Raw genomic sequence first — 26594 nt, forward strand, 5'->3', positions numbered from 1 at the left:
GTGTCCACTGGGCGAGACCCTCCTCCTCAAGCCCGTGCCCGTTGCGCACCGGCCCCCGCCTCGGCGTCGCGGCTGCGGATCGTCGCGGCTGCACGGTGCAGTTCGTCGAGCACCGTCCGTACGGCTCGTCGCGCGGAGCGTTCGGGGCGGTGGAGCACGTCGATGTGGCGTCGGGTGTGCACACCGCTGAGTGGTCGGAAAACCAGTGCGGGGTGCGGGCGCGTGGTCCAGCGTGGCATCAGGGCCAGACCGCCTCCGGCGGCTACGACTTCGGCGACGACGGTGAACTCGTTGATGCGATGGACGATGTCGAGCCGCCGGTTCGCGGCGGTCGCGATGGCGTCGATGGTCGCCATCAGCGGAAAGCCGTCGTGAACGGTGATCCACGGTTGGTCGGCGACATCGCGCGGGGTGAGGCGTCGTTTGGCGGCGAGGGGGTGGTCGGCCGGCAGGGCGACGTCGAGCGGCTCGCGCAGCAACGTACTGGCGGTGACCGTGGCGGGCCAGGGCGGCGCCTGGTCGAGGCGGTGGGCGAGTACGAGATCGTAGTGGCGGGTCAGCCGCGGGAAGTGGTCCTGCGCGACGTCCTCGTCGGCGAGGAAAAGCGCCGGGCGTCCAGAGCCGGTCCGGCCGTGCAGCAGCAGGGGGAAGAACGCGGAGGCCGCACTGTGGAAAGCCGCCACCGACACCCCCGCGTCCGGCTGGTCGATGAACTCCTCGATGGTGTGCCGGGCCCGGGCCAGCGCGGTCTCCACCTCGATGGCCGCGCCGGCCAGGGCGTTCCCGGCATCGGTGAGCACCAGCCGCCGCCCCTCGCGCTCGGTGAGGGGGACGGGGATCGAGCGTTGCAGCAGTCGTAGCTGCTGGGAGACCGCCGAGGGAGTCATCAACAGCGCCTCGGCGGTCGCGGTGACGCTTCCCAGCTCGCCGAGCTCCCGCAAGATCTGCAACTGTCGTTCGTTCACCGTCACAGTGTAGGGATCCTTCAAGATCTCTTAAGAAGTACGCCCTTGGCTTCACGGTGGAAGCAATGCAGCGTAGGGGGGTGTTCCACACCCGCCGCACTGACGCAGTGCTTCTGCTTGTCGCCATCGTCTGGGGCTCCAGCTATCTGGCCGCGAAGACGGCCACCTATGCCCTGCCCGTCCTGGTGGTGCTGTTCGCCCGGTATGCCCTGTCCGGGTTCGCCTGCCTCGTCCTCGTCGCCGTCCGGCAGGAGCGGCGCTACACGCGCGACGAAGTGCGTGTCGGGTCCTTCCTGGGGGTCACCCAGGCGGCTGTCCTCGTTTTGGAGACGTACGGGGTCGCGCACACCAGCGCGGCCAATGCCGGCCTGATCATCAGCCTCACCATCGTGCTCACGCCACTGATGGACCGCACGGCCGGCAACGGCCCACTGCCCCCGCGCTTCTTCGCCGCCACCGGTGTGTGCCTGCTGGCCGTCACCCTCCTCATGTCCGGGAGTGGCTTTCACTCGCTCCGCATCGGCGACCTGCTGATGCTCGCCGCCGCGGTGGTGCGCGCCGGGCACGTCGCACTCGTGGGACACCTGACGAAGGGGCGCGCCGTCCGGCCCCTGCAACTGACGGCCGTCCAGACGGTTCTCGGTTCGGTGCTGCTGGCTGTGCCGGCCTCCAGCGGACTGCCGAGGCTGACGCAGGTCGATGCTGCGGTCTGGGGCCGGCTTGCCTATCTGGCCCTGTTCTGCAGCGTGTTCGCCTTCCTCGCCCAGACCTGGGCGGTACAGAACAGCTCCGCGAGCCGGGCCAGTCTGCTCCTGGGCACCGAACCCGTCTGGGCCGTCGCGGTCGGCATCGGCCTCGGAGGCGAGAAGTTCACCGCTCTCGCCGGTCTCGGGGCGGCGCTCATGGTCACCGGAACGTACTGGGGCCAGAGCATCGAACGCACTCACCGCACCACTCAACAGGAGGAGTCACCATGTCGGACAGCGGCACCTACCAGCGTCTGATCGACCTGCTCGACAGCACGGCGACCGTGTACAAAATCATTGAGCATGAACCGGAAGGCACGACCGAAACGGTCAGCGCGCTGCGCGGACACCCGGTGTCGGAGGCAGCGAAATGCCTGATCCTCATCGTCAAGATCGACCGGCGGGTCACCCGTTACGTGCTCGCGGTCGTCCCAGGTGACCGGCGCGTCGACCTCAACGCCGTCCGCACGCTGTTCGCGGCCCGTTACGTCGGTTTCTGTGACGCGGCCACGGCGGAGCGACTGGCCCATGCCGTCCCCGGCACCGTCCTGCCCTTCAGCTTCGACCCGGAACTCGAACTCATCGCGGACCCCGGTGTCACCGCCCTGCCCCGCCTCCACTTCAACGCCGCTCGCCTCGACCGCTCGCTGGTCATCTCCGGCGAGGATTACGCCCGGGTCGCCCAGCCACGTATCGAACGCATCGCGGGTCCCGCACCGGAGTGACGCGTTCATGGCGCACGGCGGCGCGGGACGCACCAGCCGCGGCCCCCTCCGGACCGCCCGTCCTCAACCCACCTTCCTCAACCCGCCTCTCAGGCCGCCGGAAGATGATGTTGCTGTCGCGGCGGTGCCCCCGTCGCGTAGCCTCACTCGGTGTGAGAGGGATACGAGCGGAGTGGGACCGTCTGCGGCACAGGCGGACCAAGGGACAACTGGCGCCGGCCCAGAGCGCGGTGCTGGAGCGGGGCCACAAACTGTTCGCGGCGGGGGAGTTCGAGCAGGCCGAGGAGGGCGGACGGTTCCTCGCGGCGATGCCACCCGTCCGGGGCGCGGATTCCGAGCTTTCGACATGGTTGGCCAAGGCGTTGGCGGTGACCGCCGCCGTCGCTCATGGGCGCGGCCAGGAAGTGCTGCCCGAGTTGGAAGCCCTGATCGCCGAGATGACGCGGTCGTCGTACGCCGGCCCGACTCTGCGGACGCTCCTGCTGGCCGTCCGGGCGCACTACGTGGAGATCCTTCTCCAGCAGGAGCGGTACGAGGAAGCCGAGTCCGAGGCGCGGGACATCCTTCGCGCCGCGGCCCGCCTCGCACACCTCACGCAGGTGTGGGAGACCGAACTCTTCGCGCTGACCAAGCTGGCCGCGGCGTTGAACGGTCAGGGCCGCCACGAGGAGGCGGAGGCCATCGCACGCGGGAATCTGCCGCGCGCGGACGGCCTCGCAGCAGCCGCGCTCGGTCGCGTTCTGGTGTGCAGCCTCAACGGTCGGGGCCGCTACGAGGAAGCCCTGACCGAGGCACACCAGTGGCCTGTGGCCGGAACCCGGGCCTCCACCGGCGCCCTGGACATCCTCATAGCCACCTCCCTGCACCATCTCGGCCGCGACCAGGAGGCGGAAGAGGCCGCTCGCCGGGCCGTACTCGCCTGTGAAGAGGCTCTGCACCCGGCCCACCCTCGCATCCGAGAGGCCCGTACGCTGCTGGCCCGCCTCACGGACGGGGAGGAACCGACTCCCGGAGGGGATGCGGGAGCCTGACCCGCCCCGGGGGTGAGAGTCGCCCAGGGCTATCCGGCCGTGGGATTCCGCGTCTACCGGAGGCGGAAGCCGAGGTGCGGATCGATGTCGGTCAGCTCGCAGCTGGCGTCCCACAGGCGGGCCGCGACGGTCCGGTCGGCCATGTGAGAGGGGACGGGCTCGCGCCGTGGTGAGCCACGCAGGCCGAAGACCCTCGGTCCCCACAACTGTCCCCCCACCACCTCCGAGTCGAGGACGGCACGGACGACGGGCCATGCTCCGGCGTCCTTGCCCTGCACCACCAGCCCCGCAGGCACGGCCCGCAGACGCCTGGCGCGGGTGATCACGTGTACCGGCGGGCGCGATGGTGTGAGGGCGTCCAGCGCACCGCCGGGGTGGGCCACCACACTGAGTACCGTGCTGCCGGCGGCGCGCAGGCGGCGGTCCAGCTCGAAACCGAAGCTCATCTGCGCCAGCTTCGACCGGCCGTAGGTGCGCTTGGGCCGGTAGTCCTGACTCGACTGCAGATCGCCCAAGTCCAGTCGCTCGGAGCGAGCGGCAAAGCTTCCCACCGTCACGATGCGGCCTTCCGGCGCCGCGGACAGCAGGGGGGCCAGCCACCGGGTGAGCGCGAAGTGGCCGAGGTGGTTGGTGCCGAACATCAACTCGTGGCCGTCGCCGGTCTCTCGTCGCGGCGGATCGTCGAGCGCGACCCCGGCGTTGTGCACCACCGCGTCGAGCTGGTCGAGGTCCAGCGCGTCCACGGCGGTCGTCAGGGATGACAGGTCGGCGAGGTCCAGTTGAAGATGCCGCACGCGAGCACCTTGGACGCGCGCGTGGATGGAGGCCATGGCGGCATCGGCCCTCGCGGCGTCCCGGCTGCCGAGGACGACGACGGCTCCGGTGGCGGCGAGCTGCTCCGCGACGAAATAGCCGATCCCGGCATTGCCTCCGGTCACCAGGACAGTCCTGCCCTCGGCGGACGGCAGCCGGTGAACGTCCCACGGTCGGCGCGGGGATGTGGGATGCATGAGGACGGGCTCCTTGCTCTCGGGGAAACGTGTGCTCGTGAGGAGCACCGTCCCGACCACGGTCGCAAGCTCCACCGACACACCGCCTACAGAGCACGTCCGACGCCGACAGACGTCCGACACGCCTGCGAACGGACGGCTCGCATGGGCCGGCCACCCGTGCCCGCGGGTGTCGGACCGCGGAACCGATGACGAGTGGGTCGCACGCGCGCCGATTGTCTGGTGCAATCGAGACAACGGCAGGCCGTGCGCTGGACGGCACCGGGGAACGGGTGTTCCCTGGTGGCGTTCCGCGGCCCGACACTGCCGGGGAGTGGAGTTGGCCGCGTGGCCCCGATGCGATCCGCGCAGGTCAGCCCGCGTCAAGGGCCGGACAACGGGGGATTGTCCGCGGACAAATGGGGGAACGACCATGCCTAGAAAAGGACGACCACAAGGGGCGCTGAAGGGCGCGACGCGAGCGGCCGATGCTTTGGCCGGATTTCTGGGGGAACTGACGGCTGAGCTGACGGTCCGTGAGCTCGCGGAGCGGTACGGCGGCAGCAAGACGACGTGGAGCGACTACCGCAGCGGCGCCCGGGTCATACCTCTTGGCCGGCTGAACTCCGTCGTGCGAGACCGTGTACGCGACCCCCGCGGACGCCAGACGCTGCTCCAGCGGGCGCACCGGCTGCACGAGGCGGCTCTCGTCGCGGAGGCCGAAGCGGGTCCGGAGCTGAAACTCGACGAGGCGTTGCGGCGCGCCGAGGCCGACCTCGCGGAGGCCGAAGGGCTCGTACGGAGCCTCCTCGCCCTCCTGAGCGCACTGCTGGGGAACAACGAGGTCTTCCGGGCCGCCGTACCGGATCCGGAGCAACGGCCCCACGAACGCGAGACGACCGACGGGTCGGCACCGATGACACCGTCACCGTCCGCCGCGCCGGAGGCGGACGCTCACTCCGACCCGGCGGCGGACGGTCTGGTGGACCGGGCGCTGCGGCAGTTGGAAATCGTGCGGTTCCTGCATGACGGTGCCCGGCAGATCCTCGGGCGGGCGCGGGCGGAGAGCCGCGCCGCCCTGCCGACCGGGTCCACGACGTCGCCGTCGGCGGGCACCGACCTGGTGCTGGCGCTGGCGCGCACGGCCGACGCACTGGCTCACACCGGGCATGAGGTCGAGTGCCTGTGGCAGGAGCACCGGACCGCAACGAGCGAGCCACTGAAGGGCGTTGTCCTGGAGCGGACCGACCGCCCATCTGTGGCGCAAGTGATCGCCCACACGGCCTTGCCGCCTCTGCCGTACGGCATCTTCCCGCCGACCCCGGCGGTGACGGGTGCGACGACGGGGCACATCGCGGTCGCCGAGCCGCACCGCGGCCCGGTCCGCTCCTCCCTCGGGGTGGCCGCCGTCCTCGCCGTGTTCACCGTCCTGGCCGTCGCGGTGTCGGCGGCGACGGCCGTGGTCGTCGTGGGCCGGGAGCGGCCCGCCGCGCCCGCGCCGGTCTCCCGGGACGTCCAGCCGTACCGGGTGCAGTACCTGCCGTCCCCGGGCGACACGGCACGCTCTGCGCCTCCCGTCACCCCGCCGGCGAGCCCCTCCCCGGTGAGCCCGTCCTCCGTGAGCCAGAGCCCACCGAAGGCGTCACCTCCGGGGGCCCCGGCAGTGCCGGCGCGGGGAGGCGGGTTCCTGGCGCCGCCCTCCCCCGCGGTCCCGGTCGCGCCTGCTCCCAGCAACTCGACGTCGCCGCCCGCGCAGACGCCGGAGGTTCCCGACGCCCCGAACGGCCTGTTCCGGCTCGCGAACGCGGGCAGCCATCTGTGCCTGTCCGTCTCGCCCCAAAGCCAGGGGCCGGCGGCAGGTATGGTCCAGACCGGCTGCGGTGAGAATTCCGAACAGCAGTGGCATCTCACCCGGGAGTCGGCCGGGCCGCCCGCCGTCTACTCCATACGCAACCGGTCCAGCGGCCTGTGTCTGTCCGTCGAGGGCGCCAGGGTCGACAATGACGTCCCCGTGACCCACTATCTGTGCGGCGACCGGCAGGGCCTGTTCCCCGACCAGTTCTGGACGCTGCGCTACCGCAGTGCGTTCCGGGCCTGGCAGTTGGTCAACGTCAACAGCGGCAAGTGTGCCGGCTCCCGTGCGGGTTCGCGCGACAACGAGCCGGTACTGCAACAGGACTGCCGTGACGACCCCTGGCTCATGTGGCAGTCCTGAGCTGACCGGGCGAGGGGTGGGGGCTCTTTGAAGGGGTGCGGGCTTTGATGGGAGTGCGGGCTCTTTGAAGGGGTGCGGCCTCAACTGCCGCACCCCGCCCAACAGCACCGCACCTACGTCTCGTTGAGCGCCGTGGCAGCCGCGTCCACGACCGGCCTGATCAGGCGTATATACGCGCGCAGGGCATCCTGGAACTCGCGCCGGTTGTCCCGGCTGACGTTCTCGGCCGCGGCGGCCAGTGCGGTACCGAGCATGCCCGACATGATCAACAGGTGTGATGCCGCGACGTCGACGCTGGACGGACCTTCCAGGCCGATCAGCGTGACCGCACGCCGTAAGTGCTGATGCCGTTCGCGGTGAGCGGCCAGGGCGGCTTGGTACTCGGCGGCGGAGAGACCGTCGACTCCCCGCAGCCCGTCGGCAACGGCGTGCGCCCAGTCGATGAGTTCCAGATAGGCGGCCCGTCGGGTCTGGCGCAGACTTTCCCGACGTTGCGCTTCAGTGGTGGCACTGACCTGGACCCGGGCGGCGTGGGCATTGCCCCTGCTGGTCAGCCAGCTTGCCAGTGAGCTGGCCGCGATCGCCGTGATACCCGTGAGGCCCGCGACGAGCAGTGCGTTGTCAGACACGCCATGAGTCTCTCCGACAACACACCACGACGGCCATCGCTTCCCGCATTCGGCACCGAAGAGGGACGGGCGTCTGTTCCGGCGGGGTGAGAACAGACGCCCATTGACGCCGAATCAGGTCACTTGCAGTACGGCACCGGGGCGAGGTTCTTCACGTAGCGAGCGGTGACCCAGCCGGGCTTGCCCGCGCCGAGCTTGTACCAGAGCCGGTTGCCGTCCACGTTCTGGCTGTTCTTCTTGCACTGCAGGGCGGTCACCGTGCCTTCGGGCAGCAGGTTGAGCCGCTTGGACGCGGTGGTCGCATCCTGGTGGACCCACAGACCGCCGTTGGCGATGACCCGGCCCGTGGGCCCGGTCGCCGGGGCAGGGGCGGGTGCGGGTGCGGGAGTGGGGGTCTGCGGAGCGGCGGTAACGGTCGCCGTCGCGGGCGCCGCCGAAGCCGCGCCGGCGCCGAGCAGGATCCCCGTTCCGGCAAGTGCCGCGACCGCTCCGGCGGCGACCGCCTTGCGCATGGCAGATACGTACATGTCTTCCCCTTTCGTTACCTTTAGGGTGTACGCCCTGTAAGAGGGCGGATCGCGCTGATGCGTTCCCTGGGGAACGGGGAACTTTGTTGGCGGGGTGGGCAGTTGGGGCGCTCGGCACTCGCTTTCGGCCGTCCGCGTAATGGACGGACAATATGCGGCGACCGCGATGGTCGGACCAGATGGGCGGCGTCGCGCGACCGCTTTTGATCTTCGGCATGTCCATGCCCTAAGGTCGCGTGCTCCAAGAGCAATCCGACGGGGTGTAGTGATGCGTGCGGTACGGATGTCGGCGGTCGTGGCAACCATCAGTGTGCTGGGCATGGCGTTGAGCGGGTGCGAGCCGAAGGAGAAGCGCGAGGGGGCGGCCCCCGGTGACGCCTCCGCCTCCGCCGCTTCGACCGGCGGTTCGCGCGGCACCGGCGGACTGGCCAAGCCCCCGGGCTCCGCCGAGGCGGACACCGCCCCGCCCGCGGCCCCACCGGCCGACGAGGCCGGCGCCGGCCGGAACGGCGGCACCGGGGGCGCGGTCGGAGCCGACGGGCTGACCACGCGTCAGCGGTTCATGCTGGACAACCTGCCCGAGGCGGGTGCGGTCATGGCCGCCGGCGAGTACGTCCAGCGCTTCACCACCTGCAAGCGCTACAGCATCGACCCCTCCGACGACCGCTACTACCCGATGGACGAGGAGTTCGACGAGAAGAAGTGGGGCGTCCGGTTCCGTGGGACGTGCGACGACGGCCACGGCGGCTGGATCCGCGTGTTCTGGACCGGTCCCGGGGCCGGTATGAAGAAGTTCCAGGCCGCCTACCGCGCCGACATCGCCGAGCGTATGAAGTCCGCGCCGAGCGCCGGAGACAAAGGCGGTTTCGCGGTCGGCAAGGACTTCGCCGTGGTCGCCCCGAACCCCAGGACGGTACGCCAGCTCGGTGGCTCGCTGCTCCTGGTCCTCAACTGCAATCCCCACCACCGGGCCACCGGTGACACCGCCACGGCTCCCGCCCTGGTCGCGGGCTGCAAGCTGTCCGACGAATTCGTCTCCTGAGCGCGGGTTTCGCCGGGGCGCGTCCTCGCCCATCGTTCACGCAGCCGCGTCGGGCAGATCTCAGCGGGCAGCCGCCCGCTCGGGGATGGTCGGAAGAACCTTCTGCGCGATACCGACGAGAACACTGTCGTCCGGGAGGGCGCCGGACGTACTCCACACGGTCACCTCGTAGTAGCCGCCCCGGTCCGCCCGGTCGAGGGCCACGAGCAGCGTCCTGGCCAGGGGCCCTTCACCGACCTGGCCACCGGAGCCGCCCCCGAGATTGACCTTGATCGCCATGGTGTGATCCGAGGACAGGACCGCTGGCCGGCCGAGAACCGTCAGTGTCTTGATGTCCCTCTCATTGCCGAACTTCATGAACTTCCTGTACTGCGCCAACGACAGCTCGTTGTACGTGGCCGAAAGATGCACGGTGTACGTGGCGAACCTGACCTCCGCCTCCGGCAGGGCGATCCTCTCGCCCGTCAGGGGAGCGGTGTTGTTGGTACCGGAGACCGTGGTCGCGATCTCTCCGGACTTGCCGAGCATCTGGGCCAGGTCAGGCCGGTTGAGCGCCTTGCACAGCTCGCCGCCGGTCGCGGCCCGGGGCGTCGCCTTGTAGGCCTTCGGCAGCTCCTGGTGTTCCCCGCCCGGGCACGGGGCGGGCTGCGTCCTGCTGTCGTCGGAGGACGGCAGGACGTGGGGAACGACCCATACCGCCGCCACGAGCGCCCCGACGACGGCCACCGCGGCAACAGCCTGGCCCCATACGTGGGGTTCCTTCTCCTTCTCGGGAGTGCCGGGGTCGGGACGCGGCCCGGAGTCGGCCTGGACTTGGGCGGCAACAACCGCCGGCTTCTCCTCCGCTGCGGCAACCCACACTTCCAGGACCGGTTGGCCGGGTGGCCGGGTGCCGGTATGACCACTTCCCCCGTGAGGGTGATCTCCCGGTCACCCCATCCCGCTCATGATCCGTGCTCGCTATAGATGGGCCTTGTCATATTGAGCAACCGATGGGTCCTCACCATGCTCAAGGCCGCTCTGCGCGTCCTCGCCTCCGCATCCCTCGCGGTCGCCTCGCTGACCGTCGCCGCCCCTGCCGACGCGACAGTACATCGCCCCACCACGCTGAAGCCCCAAGCGCCCGACACAGGGCCCTGCGGACCGGTCGGCCACTTCCACGCGTCGGACTGGTGGCACACCACCACCTCCCCGTCCATCGCCCCGGCCATCCGGCATGCCGCGGAAGACGAGAACTGGCAGTGGCGCCGCGACGCCAACACACTGTGGCGGGGCGACACCCGGGACAACGTGCAGCAGCTCTTCGACGACGGCTTCACCCCGCGCGGCGAGACGGTCACCCCGCTCGCCGAGTACATCGTCAAGGGCGGAGGCCAGAACACCGCGCACCTCAGCACCAGTTGCGAGAAGTGGGTGGCCCAGAAGTTCGCCACGTACGGCGGGGGAAAGACCGGGTGGGTCTACGAGATCGCGGCCCCCGGCGGAATCGACGTCAACGCCACCGCCCAGCTCAACGGCTACGAGTCCCCATACCTCTGGAACAAGGAGATCGACTTCCCCGGTGGAATCCAGGGAAATTACATCAAGAGCGCCTGCAAGTACCGGCTGTTGAGGACCGACCCGCAAACCAAGGTCAACACCTACAAGAACCTCGGCTGCAAGACCAACCATCACTTCGAGCCCGTTCTGGTGGCGATGCACTGATACGGACGCGGAGAGCACCGGGTGGCGTAGCGCGCCACCCGGCGTGGCCGCCCGTCGACGCTCTGCTTTGATGCCGACCAGTACGACGGGGAAGTGACCCGGGCAGTGGCGGACCGTTGGTGGCAGGTCCAGGTGTGGCGCGGCGAAGCCGTGGGAGGTCGAAGCCCAGGGTGTGGCCGTCCGGAGCCCGCCCCGATCTTCACGCGCCCTCCCCGCCCCCGGCCCAGCCCGACCGAGTGGCCCTTTCCGCTTCGGTGCATCAATGCGCGTAACCGGGGCACCGGATTCCTCACAGAACACCGGAACCCGGACTCGGACCCCCGAACCCGAACCGGGACCCGAACCGGGGACAGATCAGGAAAGGGAAACTCCTTCATGGACGCGATCGTGCTGCTGCGTGAGGACCACAAGAATGTGGAGAAGCTGTTCAAACAGTTCGAGAAGACCGGCGACGACGACCACGCCGAACGCCGCGAGCTCGCGGACAAGATCATCGAAGAACTCACCACTCACGCGTTCATCGAGGAAGAGATCTTCTATCCCGCCGCCCGCGAATCCGCCCCCGACACCACCGACCACATCCTCGAAAGCGTCGAGGAACACCATGCCGTGGTGTGGATGCTGTCGGAGCTCAAGGACATGGATCCGGCCGATGAGCGCTTCAAGGCCAAGATGACCGTCCTCATCGAAAACGTCCGCCACCACGTCGAAGAGGAAGAGGACGACTGGTTCCCCGAGGTCCGCAAGGCCATGGGGCGCAACCGTCTCACCGAGCTCGGCGAGCAGATGCAGACCGCCAAGACGAAGGCCCCCGCCAACCCCCTCGACGTACCCAGCGCCACCCAGTAGCCCCCGGGAACAGTCGGGACCAGTGGTAGCCAATAGGGCGAACGCAGGCATCATCCGAGGCCCCCGGTTTTCCGTATCCGGGGGCCGCCCGGACGTCGGGCCATCCGCCCCCTCACCACCGCCCCTCGCCCCCGCCCCACCGACCGATGTCGCCGGCCGAAGCACAGGGCACCTGACACGCCTTGACACGCCAAGTGGTTAGGCACCATATTACTTGCATGACGAGGGACGAGATCGAGGGCGAGGCGCCCACGCTCGACCAGGCCAGACGGCAGGTGGAGCACTACGGCCTGGAGGTCGATCCACAGGCGGTACTGGTCGCGGTGCGCCTGATCTCGGCGGGGGCGAGGGTCGGGAGGGCGGCGGAGGCGCATTTCGCCAGATTCGGCCTGTCGACCGGACGCTACCGCCTGCTCGCCGACCTTGAGGACCACGGCGGGGAGAAGTCCCCCTCACGCCTCGCGGCCGACCTCGGCGTCTCCAGAGCCACGGTCACCGGCCTGCTGGACGGTCTTGAGCGGGAAGGCCTGATCGCCCGCCGCCCGTCCACGGAGGACGGCCGGGGCACAGTGGCCGTCCTGACCGCCCGCGGGGCGCAGCGCCTGCGCGACATGGCGTCCGACCATTTTCAACGACTGGAGGCGATGGTCGACGGACTCTCCGTCGACGAGCGCGCGGTATTCCTGGACCTCCTGTCCCGCGTCGTACGCGGCAGTGCGGCCCTCGCCGCCGACTGACCCGACTTCCAGCCGATTCGGCCCCGCCTTCGGGCAGGGCCGTTTTCACACCGTAATAGTTAGGCACCTAATCATCCGACGGCATCGGGGCCTCCGCACGGCTCCCCGTCGCTTCACTCATCACCACAGGAAGAGGCCGACGTGCCCGCGACCAAGGACGCGACCCACCGGAACCAGCCACCCTCCCGGCCACCGCGGCGGTTCACGCTGTGGCGCGAGGTCCTGACCGCCTACGCCGCCCCCGCGCTGATGGCCGGCGCCCCCGGAATCGTCACCGGACGGCGGGACCTCGTCGTGGCCGCCTGTACGTCCATCGCCGGCACCTCCGCCGTGGTGGCGCTGCTGGTCGGCCTCTGGCTGGCGCACGGCGGGCAGCCCCGGCCCTGGACCACCACCGCTCCCCGCACCGCCCTCACCACCGCGCTCGTCATCACCACCGCCGGCGCGGCGGCCCTGCTGGGGTGGTTCACCGCCCAGTGGATCCCCGCCCACACCCCCGTCCCCAGCGCCCCATGGCTGGAACGTCTGCGCATCGACCTGCCACTTTCCACGGCGCTCGCCACCACGATCGTCACCCTGCGCTGGCGCGGCTCCATCACACCGTCCCCGGCGTAGCCGACCCGGCCCCACGACCACCGGTTCCACGCAGCCAGACCCCACCCGCGCCCGGCGGTATGCCCTGCCGGACAGTCACGACAGGAAATGAGCACACGATGATCGTCGTCATGGGAGCAACCGGAGCGACCGGAAACGCCTTGCTCCACAGCCTCCTCCCCCTCGGCACGCCCGTCCGCGCCCTGACCCGCACCCCCGACAGGTTGATCCCTGGCACAACCGGCGCACGACCGCCCTTCCAGGTGCGGTACGCCGACGCCACCGACCCGCACTCCCTGCACACCGCGTTCCAGGGCGCGCGACAGCTCTTCCTCGCCATGGCCAACAGCCCCGCTCAGGTGGCGCTCGAAACCCGGGTCATCGATGTCGCCACCCGCACCGGCATCGAGCACATAGTCAAGATCTCGGCGCCCGCCGCCGAACCCGACTCCCCGGTGGCCATTTCGCGAGGACACCACGCCGTCGAGGAACATCTGCGCGCGAGCGGCCTCAGCCACACCGTCCTGCGCCCCTACGCCTTCATGCAGAACCTCCTGCGCCTGGCGCCCACCGCCGCTCAGGGCACCATCTTCGGCACGACGGGCGACGCACCCTGCAACCACATCGACTGCCGCGACATCGGCGACATCGCCGCTGCCGCTCTCACCAGGCCCGACATCGCCGGCGGCACCTACACCCTGACCGGACCGGAAGCCGTCTCCTACGCCGAACTCGCCGACCGGCTGTCCGCCCTGACCGGCCGACAGATCCGCTACGTCAACCTCACTCCGGACCGGCTCCGTGACGATCTCGTCCGCAACGCCCACATGCCCACGTGGCTCGCCGACCATGTGGTGGAAATCCAGCAGCTCGCCGTCGCCAGGCCCGAAACCCCGACCACCACGGTCGCCGACCTCCTCGGCCGGCCGCCCCGTACCCTCGACGCGTTCCTCCGCGAACACCACGGGCAGTTCTGCCAATAGCCGGTCGCTTCGGGCCGGTGGCCCCTGTCCCACTCGGCGTTCCCCACGCCGTTCCGGCACAGCGGACCCGAGCGTACGCACGCCACGCTCGGGCATCTGCCGGTTCCGGCGTCAGCGGGGCGGGGTGACCAGTCCCATCTCGTAGGCGCTGATGACCAGTTGGACCCGGTCCCGGGCGCCCAGTTTGCTGAGCAGCCGCGACACATGCGACTTGGCGGTGGCCACCGTGATGAAGAGGTCCTCGGCGATCTCCGTGTTCGACCGGCCGCGCCCGACCAGGGTCAGCACTTCCCGTTCCCGCTCGGTGATGCCCTCGACCGGCGGGGCGGGGCGCTCCGGAAGGGCCGGTGGGCGCTCGATGAAGTCCGCGATCAGGCGGCGCGTCACCGCTGGGGCGATCAGTGCGTCACCGGCTGCGACCACACGGACCGCCGCGAGGATGTCGTCCAAGGCCATGTCCTTGACCACGAAGCCACTTGCTCCGGCCCGGAGGGCGCCGTATACGTAGTCGTCCTCGTCGAACGTGGTCAGGACCAGGACGCGTGTGGTTGCCGCACTCGCCGTGATCAGGCGCGTGGCCTCGATCCCGTCCATGCCGGGCATACGGATGTCCATGACCACCACATCAGGGCACATGTCCCTGACCAGCTGGACGGCCTCGGCGCCGTTGGCGGCTTCACCGACGACTTCCAGGTCCGGGTGATCGGCCATGAGCACCCGGAGGCCGGACCGCACCAGCGGCTGGTCGTCGGCGAGCACCACCCGTACGGTCATCGGGTGTCCACCAGGCTGCCGACGGGTGCCGGCAGCGGCAGCCCGGCCGCGACCCGGAAGCCGCCCTCGGGGCGCGGTCCGGTGCTGAGGTGGCCGCCCAGGAGGCCGACCCGCTCCCGCATGCCGATGATGCCGAAGCCGTGGGGTGAGCCGTTCGCGGTACCGCCGCGTCCGTCGTCGAGAACTTCCACGGACAGTTCCTCGTCTCCGTAGTCGATGATCACCCGGCAGTGCCCGGTGCCCGCGTGGCGGACCACGTTGGTCAGCGCCTCCTGCACGATCCGGTAGGCGGACAGGTCGATGTCGGCCGGTACCGCGCGCTGCTCCCCGCTACGGCGGACGTCAACGCGTACTCCCGCGTCCGCGGTCGACGCCGCGAGCCGTTCGACGTCCGCCAGGCCGGGCGCCGGTTCAAGGGGTGAGCGCTGCGAGGCGGTCCCGGCCCGGTCTGCCTGGCGGAGCGACACCAGGGTGCGCCGAAGGCCCGAAAGCGTCTCTCTGCTGGTGGCCTCGATGGCGCGCAGGGCCTCCCGCGCCTCGGTGGGCTGGGTCTGGATGACCCGGCCGGCCACACCGGCCTGGATGGCGATGATGCCGATGCTGTGCGCGACCATGTCGTGCAGTTCCCGGGCGATGCGCAGCCGTTCGGCGGTCACGGCCTCGGCCACCTCCTGGGCCCGCAGCGCCACCGCGTGCTCGCGGCGCTCACGGCTGAGCAGACCGGCCATGCACGACGCGGTCAGCGCCAGAAGGCCGATCACCACGTTGACGGTCACACCGTCTCCGTGCGCGAAGCCCCCGATCACCAGGACCTGCACGGCGGCCGACACCGCCACGGCGACCATCGAAGCACGCCGTGCGCACGTGGCGACGATGAAGCCCAGCACGAGGTCCACCGCCAGGAACGCCAGGAACTGGCCCTGGTACGAAGCGTCCAACCCCTCCCCCGCCGCACTCGGCCGGCCCGCCACCACCGCCGTGGATCCGAAAAGCACCACGGTCAGTGCCGTCAGCGGCGCCCATCGCAGCAGCCCGGCGAGCAGGCTCACGGCCAGCAGCGCCCCGACACCGTGGACCGTGCCCGAAGCCCGCGGCGCGCCTCCCACCAGCAGACCCACCACCAGGAGGTAAACGGCGGCCCCCGCGCAGGCCAGGGCCCTGGCTCTCGTCATCGGCGACGTTCCGTCCCGTGCACCGCACCGGGGTGCGCGACGCGCACGGGCAGCCAAATGATCATCAAGGGGTTCACGCCGTGAGACTAACCGGCCACCTCCACCCTCGCATCAGCCCGGGGACGTACGCCCCCGGGCTGACAGCGCCGCGCGACTGCCGCCCACGGCCCCATGACCGCACGCGGGTTCCCCGGGCAGTGTGAGTGCCGTGATCGAAGTCAGCGAACTCACCAAGTGCTACGGCGGCAACACCGCCGTCGACCATCTGTCCTTCACCGTGCGGCCCGGCCAGGTCACCGGATTCCTCGGGCCCAACGGCGCCGGCAAGTCCACCACCCTGCGCATGATCCTCGGCCTGGACGCACCCACCACCGGGACCGCCACCGTCAACGGCGTCCCCTTCCACCGCCACGCCCGCGGCCTGCGTCACGTCGGCGCCCTCCTCGACGCCGCGCAGATCCACGGCGGGCGCAGCGCCGCGGCCCACCTCGCCGCTCTGGCCCGCGGCAACGGCATCCCGCGGCGCCGGGTCGACGAGGTGCTCGGGGAAGTGGGTCTCGCCGAGGTGGCGAGCCGTCGCATCGGCGGATTCTCCCTCGGTATGAAGCAGCGGCTGGGCATCGCCACCGCTCTGCTCGGCGACCCGCCCGTGCTGATGTTCGACGAGCCGGTCAACGGCATGGACCCGGAGGGCGTGCGCTGGGTGCGTACGCTCTTCCGTCGCCTGGCCGCCGAGGGACGTACGGTCTTCCTCTCCAGCCACCTGATGTCGGAGATGGAGAACACCGCCGATCACCTGGTCGTCATCGGCCGGGGCCGCCTCATCGCCGCGGAGCCCCTGCGGGAGTTCGCGGCCCGCGGCAACCGGCGCAGCGTGGTGGTCGCGACGCCGCAGGCCGCCGAGTTCGCGGCCGTGCTGAGCGCGGCCGGTGCCTCGGTCGAGCCGGAGGGCTCGGTGGGTGCCGAGAGGCTCGCCGTGACGGGGCTCCCCGCGGACCGGATCGGAGCGCTCGCCTTCGCGAACGGCATCCGGCTGGATGAACTGACCACTCGTAACGCCTCACTGGAGGCGGCCTTCATGGAACTGACCGCCGACAGCGTCGAATACCAGGCAGGACAAGCACGATGACCGCACGCGCCACCACTCCGGCCGGTTTCCAGGCCGATCCGCCCACGCGCTTCGGCGACCTGATCGCCGCCGAGTGGATCAAGGTGCGGTCCCTGCGGTCCACCCCGTGGACGATCGCCCTCACCCTCCTCTTCGTCCTCGGGTCCGCGGCCGTGGCCACACTCGCGGACAAGGACGCCGCCTCGCATCCGGCCGATTTCCTGCCCTTCGACGCCTATCCGGCGGCCGGTTACTGGACGCTGATGCTCGTCGCCAGCACCATGGGTGCCCTCACCGTGGTGAGCGAGTACAGCAGCGGACTGATCCGCACCACCACCGTGGCCGTCCCCGCCCGAGGTTCGCTCGTGCTGGCAAAGGCGGCCGTCACCGCCGCGCTGTGGACGGCGGTCGGCACGGCGGCGTCCGTCGGTTCCTTCCTCGTCTCCCAGGCCGTACTGGCGCGGCACCAGGCAGATGTGCCGGTCACCCACCCCGGGGTGTTCCGCGCGCTCCTCGCGTCCGCGTCGCTGGCTCCGGTGTGCGCCCTGGTCGGTCTGGGTCTCGGCGTCCTGCTCCGGCACGCGGCCGGAACCGTCATCACCAGCGTCTTCGCCCTGCTGATGCTTCCCACCATGTTCTCGGAGAGCGACCGTTGGTCGGCGGACCTCAAACACACGCTGGTGTCGGCCGCCTGGAACCGTCTGATGCAGACCTGGGAGCCCGACCCCCATTCCCTGGGCTACACCGCCACGGTCGCCGGCTCCTGGATCGTGTACGCCCTCTGGCCGCTGATCACCGTCGCGCTGGCCGTGCTGGTGGTGAGGCGCCGCGATGTGTGACCGTGCCGTACGGGTCCCCGAAGGTACGCAACGGCAGGACGCGCTCGCAGAACGCGAATGGCTCAGGAATACCGGTTGAGATTGGCCCAGTTGTGGGGCACATTGCGCCGTTGGGTTGGAGGCATGACGAAGACCCGCGTCGGCTTCGCCACCAGTGCTGCCCGACCCTTCGTCCGCATCACCGCACAGTGACCGAACAGGAGCCACCCATGGCCGACAGTTGGCAGACCACCCCCGACGCCCGCCCCGGGCAGCCGACCGGCCCGGACCATCCGGATCTTCCCGCGACCCCGGGTGACGCGGCGATACGCCAGGCCCGTAACTCCGCCGCGTTCTGGGCCGCGACCGGAAAGTCCCGTGGTCATGAGGTGATCCAGCGGCGCGGATTCCTCGCCGTGCTCGGCGACAAGCGCGCCGGATCGCGTTTCCTGGTGCAGGAACCCGACCTCGACGTACACGAGCTCGCCGAGTTGACCGAGCTGGCGGGCCGGTCGGCCGGGCCGGTGGATGCGGAGGATCCGTTCAGCTCCACCGACCTCGGTCATCTGGGCATGCGCAACTGGCAGATGCCGATCATGGTGCGCCCGCCCGGCCCGGTCCCGGACCCCGCGATGGAGGTGGTCCGCGTCCAGCGGGCGCGAGAGCTGGAGGCTGCCGAGCAGATCGTGATCGCGGGCTTCGAGCTGGACAGATTCACCCCCTACCGTCCCGGCGAGCTGTTCCCCATGACACTCACCGAACAGCCGGGCGTGGACGTGTTCGTGGCCGTCCTCGACGGTGAGGTGGTCGGAGCCGGTGTGACCGTTGTCCACGACGGGTTCGGCAGCCACTACTGGGTCGGTACGCCCCCGACGCTTCGCTCCCGGGGCGCCGGGCGGGCCGTCATGCTCGGCTCGCTGGCGCCCATGGCGAACCTGCCGGTGACACTCACCGCGTCACGGCTCGGACGCCCGCTGTACGAGTCGCTGGGCTTCACCGCCGTCACCGCGTCGACCTGGTGGTCCTCCCACTGACCACCGCCCTGGCGTGACCGCGCGCCCGCGCCCCGGCCGGGAAAGCGGGCCACCTCGCCGGGGCCGTCGGTGCGCGGGATCACGAGGGTGCGCTCGGCAGCCGTTCACGGGCGCGCGGCCCGCACGGTGAGCGTCGGGTGGAGACGGCGGGTGTGGTCCAGCGGGCGCACCGGTCCGGTGAGACGCAGCGGTACGCGGAAGCGGGCATCGGTACTGGAGGCGGCGATGCGCAGTTCCAGGGCGCCCGGCTCCACGATGCGGTGCCCCTCGCGACCGGTGAAGGAGGCCAGGTCGGCGGGGACCACCAGCTCCACCCGGCATCCCGCGCCCGCGCCCAGTTCGATGCGTCGGTAGCCGATGAGCCGCTGCACGGGCTGCACCACGCACGCCACCGGATCGTGCAGGTAGAGCTGGACGACCTCGCTGCCGGTCCGGTCACCCGTGTTGCGCAGGTCGAAGGCGAGCCGGAACTCCCCGTCCGTGCCGGTCTCCGCCGTCTCGACCGCCAGCCCCGACCAGGTGAACTCGGTATAGCCGAGCCCGTGCCCGAAGCCGTAGGCGGCCGTCGGGTCGGTGCTGGAGACCTCGCTCGCGTGGGCGAGCCGCGCGGCGAGGTAGGTCGACGGCTGGACACAGGGGTGCGCGGGGATGCTGACCGGCAGCCGCCCGGACGGGTTGACCCGCCCGCTGAGCACGCCCGCCACGGCCTGCGTGCCCGCCTCGCCGGGGAAGAAGCACTGCACGATCGCCGCCGCCTCGCTCACCGCACGCCCCAGTGCGTACGGCCGCCCCGCCAGCAGGGTGACCACGACCGGGGTGCCGCGGTCCAGCAGTGCGTCCAGCAACTCGCGCTGCTTTCCGGGCAGTTCCAGGGACGCGGCGTCGCAGCCCTCGCCGCTGGTGCCGCGGCCGAACAGCCCGGCCCGGTCGCCGAGGGCCAGCACCACCACGTCGGCCCGGTCCGCGGCCCGGACGGCCTCCGCGATACCGCTCGCGTCCTCACCGTCGACCTCCACTCCGCGCACCGTCCACAGCTCGCAGCCGGGGAACTCGCTCTGCAACGCCTCGCGCAGGGTGGGCAGTTCGATGCCGAGCGGCACTTCCGGATGCTGGTTCCCCACGTGTACGGGAAAGGCGTAACAGCCCAGTACCGCGGTGGGCTCGTCGGCGTTCGGGCCGATCACCGCGATCCGGGCGGGCCGGCCCAGCGGCAGCACACCATCGTTGTGCAGCAGCACCACGGCCTGCTCGGCCAGTTCGGCGGCGAGCGCGCGGTTGGCGGGCGGGTCGAGGTCGACGAGGCCGCGCAGTGCCTCGGGCTCGCTCGGATCGGCTCCGGCGAGGGCTTCGGGCACGGGGTTCCAGTCCGGGTCCAGCAGCCCGAGCCGGACCTTCTGGACCAGGACCCGGCGCAGCGCGCGATCGATCAGCCGCTCCGGTACGAGCCCGGTGGCGACGGCGTCGAGCAGGGGTTGTCCGAAGGTCTTCACGGTCGGCAGTTCGACGTCGACTCCGCTGGTGAGCGCCAGGGCGGCGGCCTGCGGCCAGTCCTCGGCCACACCGTGCAGCGCCTTGAGGAAGGCGATGCCGAAGTAGTCGGCGACGACGGTGCCGTCGAAGCCCCAGGTGTCCCGGAGCAGCCCGGTGAGCAGTGCCTCGTCGGCGGCGCCGGGGATGCCGTCGGTGTCGGTGTAGGCGTGCATGACCGAGCCGGGCCGGCCTTCGCGGACGGTCATCTCGAACGGCGGCAGAATGACGTCGGCGCGCTCGCGCGGGCCCATGCTGACGGGGGCGAGGTTGCGTCCGGCGCGGGAGGCGGAGTACCCGGCGAAGTGCTTGAGGGTGGCGACGACGCCGGCCGATTCCAGGCCCCGCACATAGGCGGTGGCGATGGTGCCGACCAGGTACGGGTCCTCGCCGATGGTCTCCTCCACCCGTCCCCAGCGGGCGTCGCGCACCACGTCGAGTACGGGCGCGAGGCCCTGGTGCACTCCGACGGCCCGCATGTCGCGGCCGATCGCGGCGGCCATCCGGCGCACCAGCGGTGGGTTGAAGGCGGCGCCCCAGGACAGGGGCACGGGGTAGGCGGTGGCGCCCCAGGCGGCGAAGCCCGCCAGGCACTCCTCGTGGGCGAGGGCGGGAATGCCGAAGCGGTTGGCGGCGGCGATCCGGCGCTGGGAGCGCAGCAGCGAGAGGGCGCCGAGCGCCGGATCGACCGGCGCCGTGCCGAATGGACGGGTCATCTGGCCGAGCCCGTACGGCAGCAGCGCGTCGAGGTCGGGCGGCTCCTCCATTTCGTGCTGGTGCGGGGCGATGTCGCCGCCGTCGTCGCTGACGCCCACCCAGACGCCGAACAGCTGGGCGGTCTTCTCCCGCAGGGTCATCGCCGCGATCAGCGCGTCGGCGCGGTCCTGTGCGCCGAGCGTAGTGTCACGCCAGGCGGGAACGGTGTCCGGGGCGGGGTTCGAGGTGGTGTCGGACTCGGGGTTCGGGGTGCCGCTCATTTTCCTCCCACTCCCGTCAGGCCCTGGACGAGGGCACGGCGGGCGAACAGGTAGACGACGAAGATGGGAAGCATGGACAGGACCACGGCGCTGAGCAGTCCGGGTACGTCGACGCCGTGCTCGGTCTGGAAGTCGTACAGGCCGAGGGTGATGACCTTGGTGGACTCGGACTGGGTGAGGATCAGCGGGAACAGGAAGCCGTTCCACGCCTGGAGGGCGGCGAAGACCACGATCGAGGACAGGCCGCCCCTGGACAGCGGCAGCACCAACTGCCGGAAGACCCGGGCCGGGGAGGCACCGTCCATCGCCATCGCCTCGTACAGCTCGGGGCCGATGTCGCGCATCGCGCCGGTGAGGACCAGCGTGCAGACCGGGAGGCAGAAGGCGGCGGTCGGCAGGATGACCCCGATGAGGTGGTCGTACAGCCCGGCCTTGCTGATCAGGTAGAACATCGGCACGATCACCGCCTGGGCGGGGATCGCCAGGCCCAGCAGGAACAGCCGGAACACCCAGCCGGTGGCCCGGCCGCGGGCTCGTACGATGGCGTACGCGAGTGGCGGGACGACCAGCAGCACGATCGCGACCACGCTGGCGGTGACGGTGAGGGTGTTGAGGAAGTCCTGGCCGAAGCCGTTGGACAGGTCGGTGAGGTAGTTGTGCACGGTCCACTGGGCGGGCGTGCTGAGCGGACCTTTGGTGGAGTAGTCGGCGCGGGTGCGCAGGGTGGCGAGCACCAGGACGTACAGCGGCAGGCCGACCAGCAGCAGCCAGACCAGGGAACCGAGTCCCGCGAGGTAGTTGGGGCGCGCGCGCATCACAGGCCCTCCGTCGTGCCGCGCATCCGGTCGTAGCCGGAGAACTTGACCACGGCCAGCGAGATCAGGGTGGCGACGACGACCAGGACCAGGGCGATGGCCGAGGCCGCGCCGAAGTCGTAGCTCTTGAAGGCCTTTTGGTACATGTAGTAGGCGCTCACGGTGGTGTCGGTGCCGGGGCCGCCCTGGGTGATGATGAGCACCGTGTCGAAGGTCGTGAGGCCGCCGACGACCATCAGTACCGTCGAGGTGATGATGCTGTTGCGCAGTTGCGGCAGGGTGATGTGGAAGAACTGCCGTACGGTGCCGGCGCCGTCGACGGCGGCGGCCTGGTAGAGGACCTGGGGGATGGCTCGGGCGCCGCCCTGGTAGATCAGCGCGTGCAGGGGGGTGAACTGCCATACGCCGACGAAGGTGAGGACCGCGAGGGCGCCGCTGCGGCTGCCGAGCAGGTTGCCGTCGCCGAAGAGCCAGGTCAGCTGGGAGGGCACGCCGAAGTTGGGGTCGAGGACGGCCCGCCACACCACGGACACGGCGGTCGCCGACAGCAGCAGCGGTATGAAGTAGATCGCGGAGAGCACGGCCCGGTTGCGCTGGTGTCCGGCGGCCCAGACGCCGAGCAGCAGGCTGACCGGTGTCTGGGTGACCACGCCGAGTCCGGTGAGCAGCAGGGTGGTCCAGACCGACTGTGTCATCACCGGGTCGTGGATCAGCGCGGTCCAGTTGGCCAGTCCGTTGAAGTGCGGCTCGCTGACGCCGTCCCAGCTGGTGAAGGAGAGTACGGCGACCAGGACGAGCGGCAGGATCGCGAAGAGCAGGAAGAACACCGCGGCGGGCGCCGCCCAGGCGAACCCGGGGCGGCTCACGCCCGCACCGGCCTGCGCGGCGGCCCTCATGAGGCGGGCAAGGCCTGCATGGCCTTGATGAAGCCGTCGGCGTCGAGCTTGCCGTCGAAGAACCGCTGGACGGCGGTGTGCATCGGGGTGGCCGCGCTCGGCGGGTAGGCCTGGTCCCAGGAGAGCTGGAACGAGGGGGCGGCCTTGACCAGCTCGTACTGGTACTTGGAGTAGGCGGGGCTGGCCGCCTTGTCCAGGAAGTCCACGGTGTTGACGGTGGTGGGCAGGTTGCCGATGGCGAGCTGGGCCTTGACGAACTCCTCGGAGTACATCAGTTTGAGGAACGCGGCGGCGGTCTCCGGGTGCTTGGTCTTCTTCAGTACCGAGTAGAAGTTGTTGGTGTTGCCCACCACGTCGGCCGGGTCGCCCTTGCCGCCGCTCACGGTCGGGAAGCCGGTGTAGCCGAGGCCCGATCCGGCGAAGTCCGGATTGGCGTCCTGCTGGGTGGAGTAGTACCAGGAGCCCATGAGCTCGAAGGCGGCGCGGCCCCTGGCCACCAGCGCGGGGGAGCCGCCGTCGGTGAACTTCACGGAGTCGAAGCTGCGGCCGAACGCGCCGGAGCCGGCCAGTTGACCGAGGGTGGCCAGCGCCTTGCGGCTGTCCTCGCTCGCCCAGGCGGCCCGGTCGCCGCTCACCGCGCGGGAGAACAGTCCGGGTCCGGCGATGCGGTCGTACAGGTACTCGAACCACATGAGGGTGGGCCACTGGTCGGCGCCGCCGAGCGCGATCGGGGTGATGCCCTTGGCCTTGAGCGTCTTGGTGGCGGCGATCAGCTCGTCCCAGGTCCGGGGCGGGGTGAGACCGGCGTCGGCCAGCACCTTCTTGTTGTGGAAAAGCAGTACCGGCTGGGTGCCGCGCATCGGTATGCCGTACGGTTTGCCGTCCACGACCGCGGAGTTGAACACCGCCGGCAGGAAGTTGCTCTTCAGACCCGGGTCCTTGGCGATGTAACCGTCCAGCGGGAGCAGCAGACCCGCCTTGACGAAGGACTGGATGGAACCGCCGCCCCAGTTGAAGAAGACGTCCGGGGCATGCGGGGTGTTGATGACGGTCTGCAGCTTCTGCTGGTAGTCCGCGCCGGGGACGGTGTCGATCACCACCTTGACCTTGGAGGTCTTGTTGAAGGTCTCGGCCATCTGTTTCTCGACCTTGTTGGCGGCGTCGCCGTAGACCATCACATGGATCGTCCCCGAGCCGCTGCCGGACGATCCGCCGTCCGAGCCGCACGCGGCGGTCGCGCCCAGGACGAGTGCGGTGGTGGTGGCGATCACGGCACGTCTCAGTCCCATGCCCCTACCCCTCATTCGAATGTTGCGGAAGAATTAGCGAATGTTGCGGGGACCCTAGAACCGGCCTGATCGCCCGTCAAGAGTTCCGGCAGGATCCGATCCGAGCGGCCGACGGGCTAGCATCCGTGCCGTCGGCCACCCACAGCGCAGCTCGCCCAGCGGGGCAGGGCAGGAGGAAAGACGTGAAGAGAGCGGCGACACTCGCTGAGATCGCACACGAGGCGGGGGTCTCCGCTCCGACTGTTTCGAAGGTCCTCAACGGCCGGGCCGACGTCGCCCCGGCCACCCGGGAGCGGGTGGAGGAGCTGCTGCGCCGGCACGGATACCGGCGGCGGCGCGGCACCCAGGCGAGCCCCCTGCTCGAACTGGTCTTCCACGAGCTGGAGAGCGTCTGGGCGATGGAGGTGATCCGCGGTGTCGAGAACGTGGCGCGCGCCGAAGGCCTGAGCATCGTCCTCTCGGAATCCTCCGGACGGCTCACCCCCGGCCAGTCCTGGGTGGACGGGGTGCTCGCCCGCCGCCCCACCGGCGTACTGCTCGTCCTGTCCGGACTGGACCGCTCGCAGCAGGAGCAACTGGCCGGCCGCGACATCCCGTTCGTCGTCCTGGACCCGGCCGGCGACCCGGGCCAGGAGGTGCCCGCCGTCGGCACCACCAACTGGGACGGCGGCCTGGCCGCCACCCGGCACCTGCTCGACCTCGGCCACCGCCGGATCGGCCTGATCGGCGGTCCGGGCCACATGATGTGCAGCCGGGCGCGCGCCGACGGCTACCGGGCGGCGCTCGACATGGCGGGCATCGCGTACGACCCGGAGCTGGTCCGCGAGGGCGACTTCCACCATGAGTCGGGGCACCGGATCGGGGCGGAGCTGCTGAAGCTGCCCGACCGTCCGACGGCCGTGTTCGCCGGAAACGACCTCCAGGCCCTCGGGCTGTACGAGGCGGCCCGCGAGCTGGGACTGCGCGTCCCCGAGGACCTCAGCGTGGTCGGCTTCGACGACCTGCCGCTGGCCCGCTGGGTCGGTCCGCCGCTCACCACCGTCCGCCAGCCGCTGACCGAGATGGCCGAGGTCGCGGCCCGTATGGTGATCGACCTCGCCCGGGGCGCCCGCCCGGGCAGCCGACGGGTGGACCTCGCCACCAGCCTGGTCGAGCGCTCCAGCACGGCCCCGCCGCAGAAGCGTCCCCGGACGGTTGACGGGGCATCAGCCGGGCTCTAGGGTCAGCGACAGAATCGCTGCGCAGTTCGAAACTTTCGACCTTCAGGGTCGCCCACGGCGTCCCCCGCAGCCTCTCCGCACGGTCAGCGTTCCCCGCACCACCGCACCCGTTCCATGCGTCGCGCCCGGATGTAGCCGATGACCGTCTCCCCCATGGCCGCCCGTGGCCATCACGAGGGCGCGTGCGGTCGACGCCGCTGAGCGCCGTCCGGCCGGAACTGGTCTGTGACACAGCTCACCGGGAAAGGGTGACAGGACGTTGTCGCGGACGGCTGCGACCGTCGGCACCATGATGATCACCGATGAGGACTGCCTCGCCGAGACCCTGGCGTTCAACGACCAGTTCGAGGCCGCTGCCGCGAACCGCCCCGCGCGCGAAGAGGCGCCGGACGCGACCCTGCTGGCCGCCCTCCGGCGCAACCGGCTCGGCGGGGACACACCGCCGGTACGACTGCCACAGGCCCACGACCGCGTCACCGAGAGCGGAGTCGGGGTACGGGTCTTGGTGCCCGACCACGTTGACGGCGTCTACCTGCACATCCACGGCGGCGGCTGGGCGTTCGGCTCCGCGGACGGACAGGACGAGAGACTGTGGCAGCTCGCCGAGCAGGCGCGGCTGGCCGTGGTCAGCGTGGACTACCGCCTCGCACCGGAACACCCCTTTCCCGCCGGGCCCGACGACTGTGAATCGGCCGCCCGGTGGCTGGTGCGGAACGCCATGGCCGAGTTCGGCACCGGGCGGCTGCTGATCGGGGGCGAATCGGCCGGTGCCCACCTGAGCGTCGTGACCCTGCTGCGTCTTCGCGACCGGCACGGCATCACCGGCGCGTTCCGAGCGGCCCATCTGCTGTTCGGTCCCTACGACTTGTCGATGACGCCCAGTCAGCGGTCCTTCGGCTCCCGTCGACTGCTGAGCAACACCGACTCGATACGGCGGACCTACGAGTTGTTCACACCCGCCATGGGGCCGGAGCAGCGCCGCGACCCGGAGGTCTCACCGCTGTTCGCCGACCTGTCGGGCCTGCCGCCCGCCCGGATGGTGGTGGGCACCGAGGACCCGCTGCGGGACGACTCGCTGTTCCTGGCCCAGCGGTGGCAGGCGGCAGGCGCGCCCGTGCGGCTCGGTGTCGTCGCCGGAGCCATGCACGGCTTCACCCTCTTCCCCCTGACCATCACCGAGCGCGAACTACGGCGCCAACGGGACTTCCTGGCCACCACGGGCAGGTAG

General features: G+C 70.5%; 26 protein-coding genes. 15 read left to right on the plus strand and 11 right to left on the minus strand.

Annotation, left to right across the window (positions count from 1 at the left end; genetic code table 11):
- Positions 1-26: 26 nt before the first annotated feature.
- Complete coding sequence (locus ACZ5ID_RS17525; protein WP_468898351.1) at positions 27-965, minus strand: LysR family transcriptional regulator; 939 nt, start codon at positions 963-965, stop codon at positions 27-29.
- 65 nt (positions 966-1030) lie between these two features.
- On the opposite strand from ACZ5ID_RS17525, the gene ACZ5ID_RS17530 reads away from it, so the two are divergent.
- The 3 genes from ACZ5ID_RS17530 to ACZ5ID_RS17540 all read left to right on the plus strand — a co-directional run bounded on the left by ACZ5ID_RS17530 (position 1031) and on the right by ACZ5ID_RS17540 (position 3467).
- Positions 1031-1969 carry a DMT family transporter gene (locus ACZ5ID_RS17530; protein WP_468898354.1) on the plus strand — a complete coding sequence of 313 codons (939 nt, stop codon included), beginning with the start codon at positions 1031-1033 and terminating at the stop codon, positions 1967-1969.
- Positions 1939-2436, plus strand: a complete 498-nt coding sequence (locus tag ACZ5ID_RS17535; RefSeq protein ID WP_468898356.1) for a YbaK/EbsC family protein — start codon at positions 1939-1941, stop codon at positions 2434-2436. Before ACZ5ID_RS17530 ends, ACZ5ID_RS17535 begins: the two co-directional genes overlap by 31 nt.
- Positions 2437-2588: 152 nt before the next feature.
- The gene (locus ACZ5ID_RS17540) at positions 2589-3467 is read left to right on the plus strand and encodes a tetratricopeptide repeat protein (protein WP_468898358.1); all 879 of its coding nucleotides are present in this window, start codon (positions 2589-2591) and stop codon (positions 3465-3467) included.
- 53 nt (positions 3468-3520) lie between these two features.
- Here the strand turns inward: ACZ5ID_RS17540 and ACZ5ID_RS17545 are convergent, their stop codons facing one another.
- The gene (locus tag ACZ5ID_RS17545) at positions 3521-4477 is read right to left on the minus strand and encodes an SDR family NAD(P)-dependent oxidoreductase (RefSeq protein ID WP_468898361.1); all 957 of its coding nucleotides are present in this window, start codon (positions 4475-4477) and stop codon (positions 3521-3523) included.
- Positions 4478-4949: 472 nt separating this feature from the next.
- Between ACZ5ID_RS17545 and ACZ5ID_RS17550 the strand changes: the two genes are divergently transcribed.
- A complete protein-coding gene (locus tag ACZ5ID_RS17550) occupies positions 4950-6671 on the plus strand; it encodes an RICIN domain-containing protein (protein ID WP_468898364.1) in 1722 nt (573 codons plus the stop codon).
- Between the two features lie 113 nt (positions 6672-6784).
- Here ACZ5ID_RS17550 and ACZ5ID_RS17555 read toward each other — a convergent pair whose 3' ends face one another.
- Both ACZ5ID_RS17555 and ACZ5ID_RS17560 read right to left on the minus strand, forming a co-directional pair.
- Complete coding sequence (locus ACZ5ID_RS17555; RefSeq protein WP_468898367.1) at positions 6785-7300, minus strand: hypothetical protein; 516 nt, start codon at positions 7298-7300, stop codon at positions 6785-6787.
- Between the two features lie 119 nt (positions 7301-7419).
- Positions 7420-7827, minus strand: coding sequence for a hypothetical protein (locus ACZ5ID_RS17560; protein ID WP_468898369.1), 408 nt, complete (start codon positions 7825-7827; stop codon positions 7420-7422).
- 295 nt (positions 7828-8122) lie between these two features.
- Between ACZ5ID_RS17560 and ACZ5ID_RS17565 the strand changes: the two genes are divergently transcribed.
- The gene (locus tag ACZ5ID_RS17565; RefSeq protein ID WP_468898372.1) at positions 8123-8869 is read left to right on the plus strand and encodes a hypothetical protein; all 747 of its coding nucleotides are present in this window, start codon (positions 8123-8125) and stop codon (positions 8867-8869) included.
- A 60-nt stretch (positions 8870-8929) separates the two neighbouring features.
- Here ACZ5ID_RS17565 and ACZ5ID_RS17570 read toward each other — a convergent pair whose 3' ends face one another.
- A complete protein-coding gene (locus ACZ5ID_RS17570) occupies positions 8930-9730 on the minus strand; it encodes a DUF6215 domain-containing protein (RefSeq protein WP_468898375.1) in 801 nt (266 codons plus the stop codon).
- Between the two features lie 120 nt (positions 9731-9850).
- Here ACZ5ID_RS17570 and ACZ5ID_RS17575 point away from each other — a divergent pair, with 120 nt between their 5' ends.
- The 5 genes from ACZ5ID_RS17575 (at position 9851) to ACZ5ID_RS17595 (ending at position 13736) form a co-directional block, all read left to right on the plus strand.
- Positions 9851-10573 carry a scabin-related ADP-ribosyltransferase gene (locus tag ACZ5ID_RS17575; RefSeq protein ID WP_468898377.1) on the plus strand — a complete coding sequence of 241 codons (723 nt, stop codon included), beginning with the start codon at positions 9851-9853 and terminating at the stop codon, positions 10571-10573.
- A 375-nt stretch (positions 10574-10948) separates the two neighbouring features.
- On the plus strand, positions 10949-11422 hold the full coding sequence (locus tag ACZ5ID_RS17580; RefSeq protein WP_468898380.1) for a hemerythrin domain-containing protein: 474 nt from the start codon (positions 10949-10951) through the stop codon (positions 11420-11422).
- A 218-nt stretch (positions 11423-11640) separates the two neighbouring features.
- Positions 11641-12159: a MarR family winged helix-turn-helix transcriptional regulator gene (locus tag ACZ5ID_RS17585; RefSeq protein WP_468898383.1), complete on the plus strand. Its 519-nt coding sequence runs from the start codon at positions 11641-11643 to the stop codon at positions 12157-12159.
- Positions 12160-12300: 141 nt separating this feature from the next.
- Entirely contained in the window at positions 12301-12774 is a 474-nt protein-coding gene (locus ACZ5ID_RS17590) for a hypothetical protein (RefSeq protein WP_468898386.1), read from the plus strand.
- A 98-nt stretch (positions 12775-12872) separates the two neighbouring features.
- Positions 12873-13736: an SDR family oxidoreductase gene (locus tag ACZ5ID_RS17595; RefSeq protein ID WP_468898388.1), complete on the plus strand. Its 864-nt coding sequence runs from the start codon at positions 12873-12875 to the stop codon at positions 13734-13736.
- Between the two features lie 111 nt (positions 13737-13847).
- Here the strand turns inward: ACZ5ID_RS17595 and ACZ5ID_RS17600 are convergent, their stop codons facing one another.
- Both ACZ5ID_RS17600 and ACZ5ID_RS17605 read right to left on the minus strand, forming a co-directional pair.
- On the minus strand, positions 13848-14510 hold the full coding sequence (locus ACZ5ID_RS17600) for a response regulator (protein ID WP_468898390.1): 663 nt from the start codon (positions 14508-14510) through the stop codon (positions 13848-13850).
- Complete coding sequence (locus ACZ5ID_RS17605; protein ID WP_468898393.1) at positions 14507-15682, minus strand: sensor histidine kinase; 1176 nt, start codon at positions 15680-15682, stop codon at positions 14507-14509. The genes ACZ5ID_RS17600 and ACZ5ID_RS17605 overlap by 4 nt, the downstream gene beginning before the upstream one ends.
- Positions 15683-15890: 208 nt before the next feature.
- On the opposite strand from ACZ5ID_RS17605, the gene ACZ5ID_RS17610 reads away from it, so the two are divergent.
- The 3 genes from ACZ5ID_RS17610 (at position 15891) to ACZ5ID_RS17620 (ending at position 18642) form a co-directional block, all read left to right on the plus strand.
- The gene (locus ACZ5ID_RS17610; protein WP_468898396.1) at positions 15891-16811 is read left to right on the plus strand and encodes an ATP-binding cassette domain-containing protein; all 921 of its coding nucleotides are present in this window, start codon (positions 15891-15893) and stop codon (positions 16809-16811) included.
- Positions 16808-17629, plus strand: coding sequence for an ABC transporter permease (locus ACZ5ID_RS17615; protein WP_468898399.1), 822 nt, complete (start codon positions 16808-16810; stop codon positions 17627-17629). Before ACZ5ID_RS17610 ends, ACZ5ID_RS17615 begins: the two co-directional genes overlap by 4 nt.
- Before the next feature lie 209 nt (positions 17630-17838).
- Positions 17839-18642 carry a GNAT family N-acetyltransferase gene (locus ACZ5ID_RS17620; RefSeq protein WP_468898402.1) on the plus strand — a complete coding sequence of 268 codons (804 nt, stop codon included), beginning with the start codon at positions 17839-17841 and terminating at the stop codon, positions 18640-18642.
- A gap of 104 nt (positions 18643-18746) precedes the next feature.
- On the opposite strand, the gene ACZ5ID_RS17625 is transcribed toward ACZ5ID_RS17620, so the two are convergent.
- Genes ACZ5ID_RS17625 through ACZ5ID_RS17640 form a run of 4 tightly spaced genes read right to left on the minus strand, consistent with a single transcriptional unit; the run spans position 18747 to position 24161 of the window.
- Positions 18747-21146, minus strand: a complete 2400-nt coding sequence (locus ACZ5ID_RS17625) for a beta-xylosidase/alpha-l-arabinosidase (RefSeq protein WP_468898405.1) — start codon at positions 21144-21146, stop codon at positions 18747-18749.
- On the minus strand, positions 21143-21961 hold the full coding sequence (locus ACZ5ID_RS17630; protein ID WP_468898408.1) for a carbohydrate ABC transporter permease: 819 nt from the start codon (positions 21959-21961) through the stop codon (positions 21143-21145). Before ACZ5ID_RS17630 ends, ACZ5ID_RS17625 begins: the two co-directional genes overlap by 4 nt.
- Positions 21961-22857: a carbohydrate ABC transporter permease gene (locus ACZ5ID_RS17635; RefSeq protein WP_468898411.1), complete on the minus strand. Its 897-nt coding sequence runs from the start codon at positions 22855-22857 to the stop codon at positions 21961-21963. The genes ACZ5ID_RS17630 and ACZ5ID_RS17635 overlap by 1 nt, the downstream gene beginning before the upstream one ends.
- Positions 22854-24161: an ABC transporter substrate-binding protein gene (locus tag ACZ5ID_RS17640; protein WP_468898414.1), complete on the minus strand. Its 1308-nt coding sequence runs from the start codon at positions 24159-24161 to the stop codon at positions 22854-22856. The genes ACZ5ID_RS17635 and ACZ5ID_RS17640 overlap by 4 nt, the downstream gene beginning before the upstream one ends.
- A 167-nt stretch (positions 24162-24328) precedes the next feature.
- On the opposite strand from ACZ5ID_RS17640, the gene ACZ5ID_RS17645 reads away from it, so the two are divergent.
- Together ACZ5ID_RS17645 and ACZ5ID_RS17650 are read left to right on the plus strand one after the other, a co-directional pair.
- A complete protein-coding gene (locus tag ACZ5ID_RS17645; protein ID WP_468898417.1) occupies positions 24329-25366 on the plus strand; it encodes a LacI family DNA-binding transcriptional regulator in 1038 nt (345 codons plus the stop codon).
- A 289-nt stretch (positions 25367-25655) separates the two neighbouring features.
- Positions 25656-26594: an alpha/beta hydrolase gene (locus ACZ5ID_RS17650; RefSeq protein ID WP_468898420.1), complete on the plus strand. Its 939-nt coding sequence runs from the start codon at positions 25656-25658 to the stop codon at positions 26592-26594.

The organism is Streptomyces sp. NPDC031670, assembly GCF_055580545.1.

Bases quoted from the DNA above. Each gene is read 5' to 3' on its own strand.
- ACZ5ID_RS17530 (WP_468898354.1), top strand. From the start codon at position 1,031: ATGCAGCGTAGGGGGGTGTTCCACACCCGCCGCACTGACGCAGTGCTT.
- ACZ5ID_RS17535 (WP_468898356.1), top strand. From the start codon at position 1,939: ATGTCGGACAGCGGCACCTACCAGCGTCTGATCGACCTGCTCGACAGC.
- ACZ5ID_RS17545 (WP_468898361.1), bottom strand. From the start codon at position 4,477: ATGCATCCCACATCCCCGCGCCGACCGTGGGACGTTCACCGGCTGCCG.
- ACZ5ID_RS17560 (WP_468898369.1), bottom strand. From the start codon at position 7,827: ATGTACGTATCTGCCATGCGCAAGGCGGTCGCCGCCGGAGCGGTCGCG.
- ACZ5ID_RS17580 (WP_468898380.1), top strand. From the start codon at position 10,949: ATGGACGCGATCGTGCTGCTGCGTGAGGACCACAAGAATGTGGAGAAG.
- ACZ5ID_RS17585 (WP_468898383.1), top strand. From the start codon at position 11,641: ATGACGAGGGACGAGATCGAGGGCGAGGCGCCCACGCTCGACCAGGCC.
- ACZ5ID_RS17595 (WP_468898388.1), top strand. From the start codon at position 12,873: ATGATCGTCGTCATGGGAGCAACCGGAGCGACCGGAAACGCCTTGCTC.
- ACZ5ID_RS17600 (WP_468898390.1), bottom strand. From the start codon at position 14,510: ATGACCGTACGGGTGGTGCTCGCCGACGACCAGCCGCTGGTGCGGTCC.
- ACZ5ID_RS17605 (WP_468898393.1), bottom strand. From the start codon at position 15,682: ATGACGAGAGCCAGGGCCCTGGCCTGCGCGGGGGCCGCCGTTTACCTC.
- ACZ5ID_RS17615 (WP_468898399.1), top strand. From the start codon at position 16,808: ATGACCGCACGCGCCACCACTCCGGCCGGTTTCCAGGCCGATCCGCCC.
- ACZ5ID_RS17620 (WP_468898402.1), top strand. From the start codon at position 17,839: ATGGCCGACAGTTGGCAGACCACCCCCGACGCCCGCCCCGGGCAGCCG.
- ACZ5ID_RS17625 (WP_468898405.1), bottom strand. From the start codon at position 21,146: ATGAGCGGCACCCCGAACCCCGAGTCCGACACCACCTCGAACCCCGCC.
- ACZ5ID_RS17630 (WP_468898408.1), bottom strand. From the start codon at position 21,961: ATGCGCGCGCGCCCCAACTACCTCGCGGGACTCGGTTCCCTGGTCTGG.
- ACZ5ID_RS17635 (WP_468898411.1), bottom strand. From the start codon at position 22,857: ATGAGGGCCGCCGCGCAGGCCGGTGCGGGCGTGAGCCGCCCCGGGTTC.
- ACZ5ID_RS17640 (WP_468898414.1), bottom strand. From the start codon at position 24,161: ATGAGGGGTAGGGGCATGGGACTGAGACGTGCCGTGATCGCCACCACC.
- ACZ5ID_RS17650 (WP_468898420.1), top strand. From the start codon at position 25,656: ATGATGATCACCGATGAGGACTGCCTCGCCGAGACCCTGGCGTTCAAC.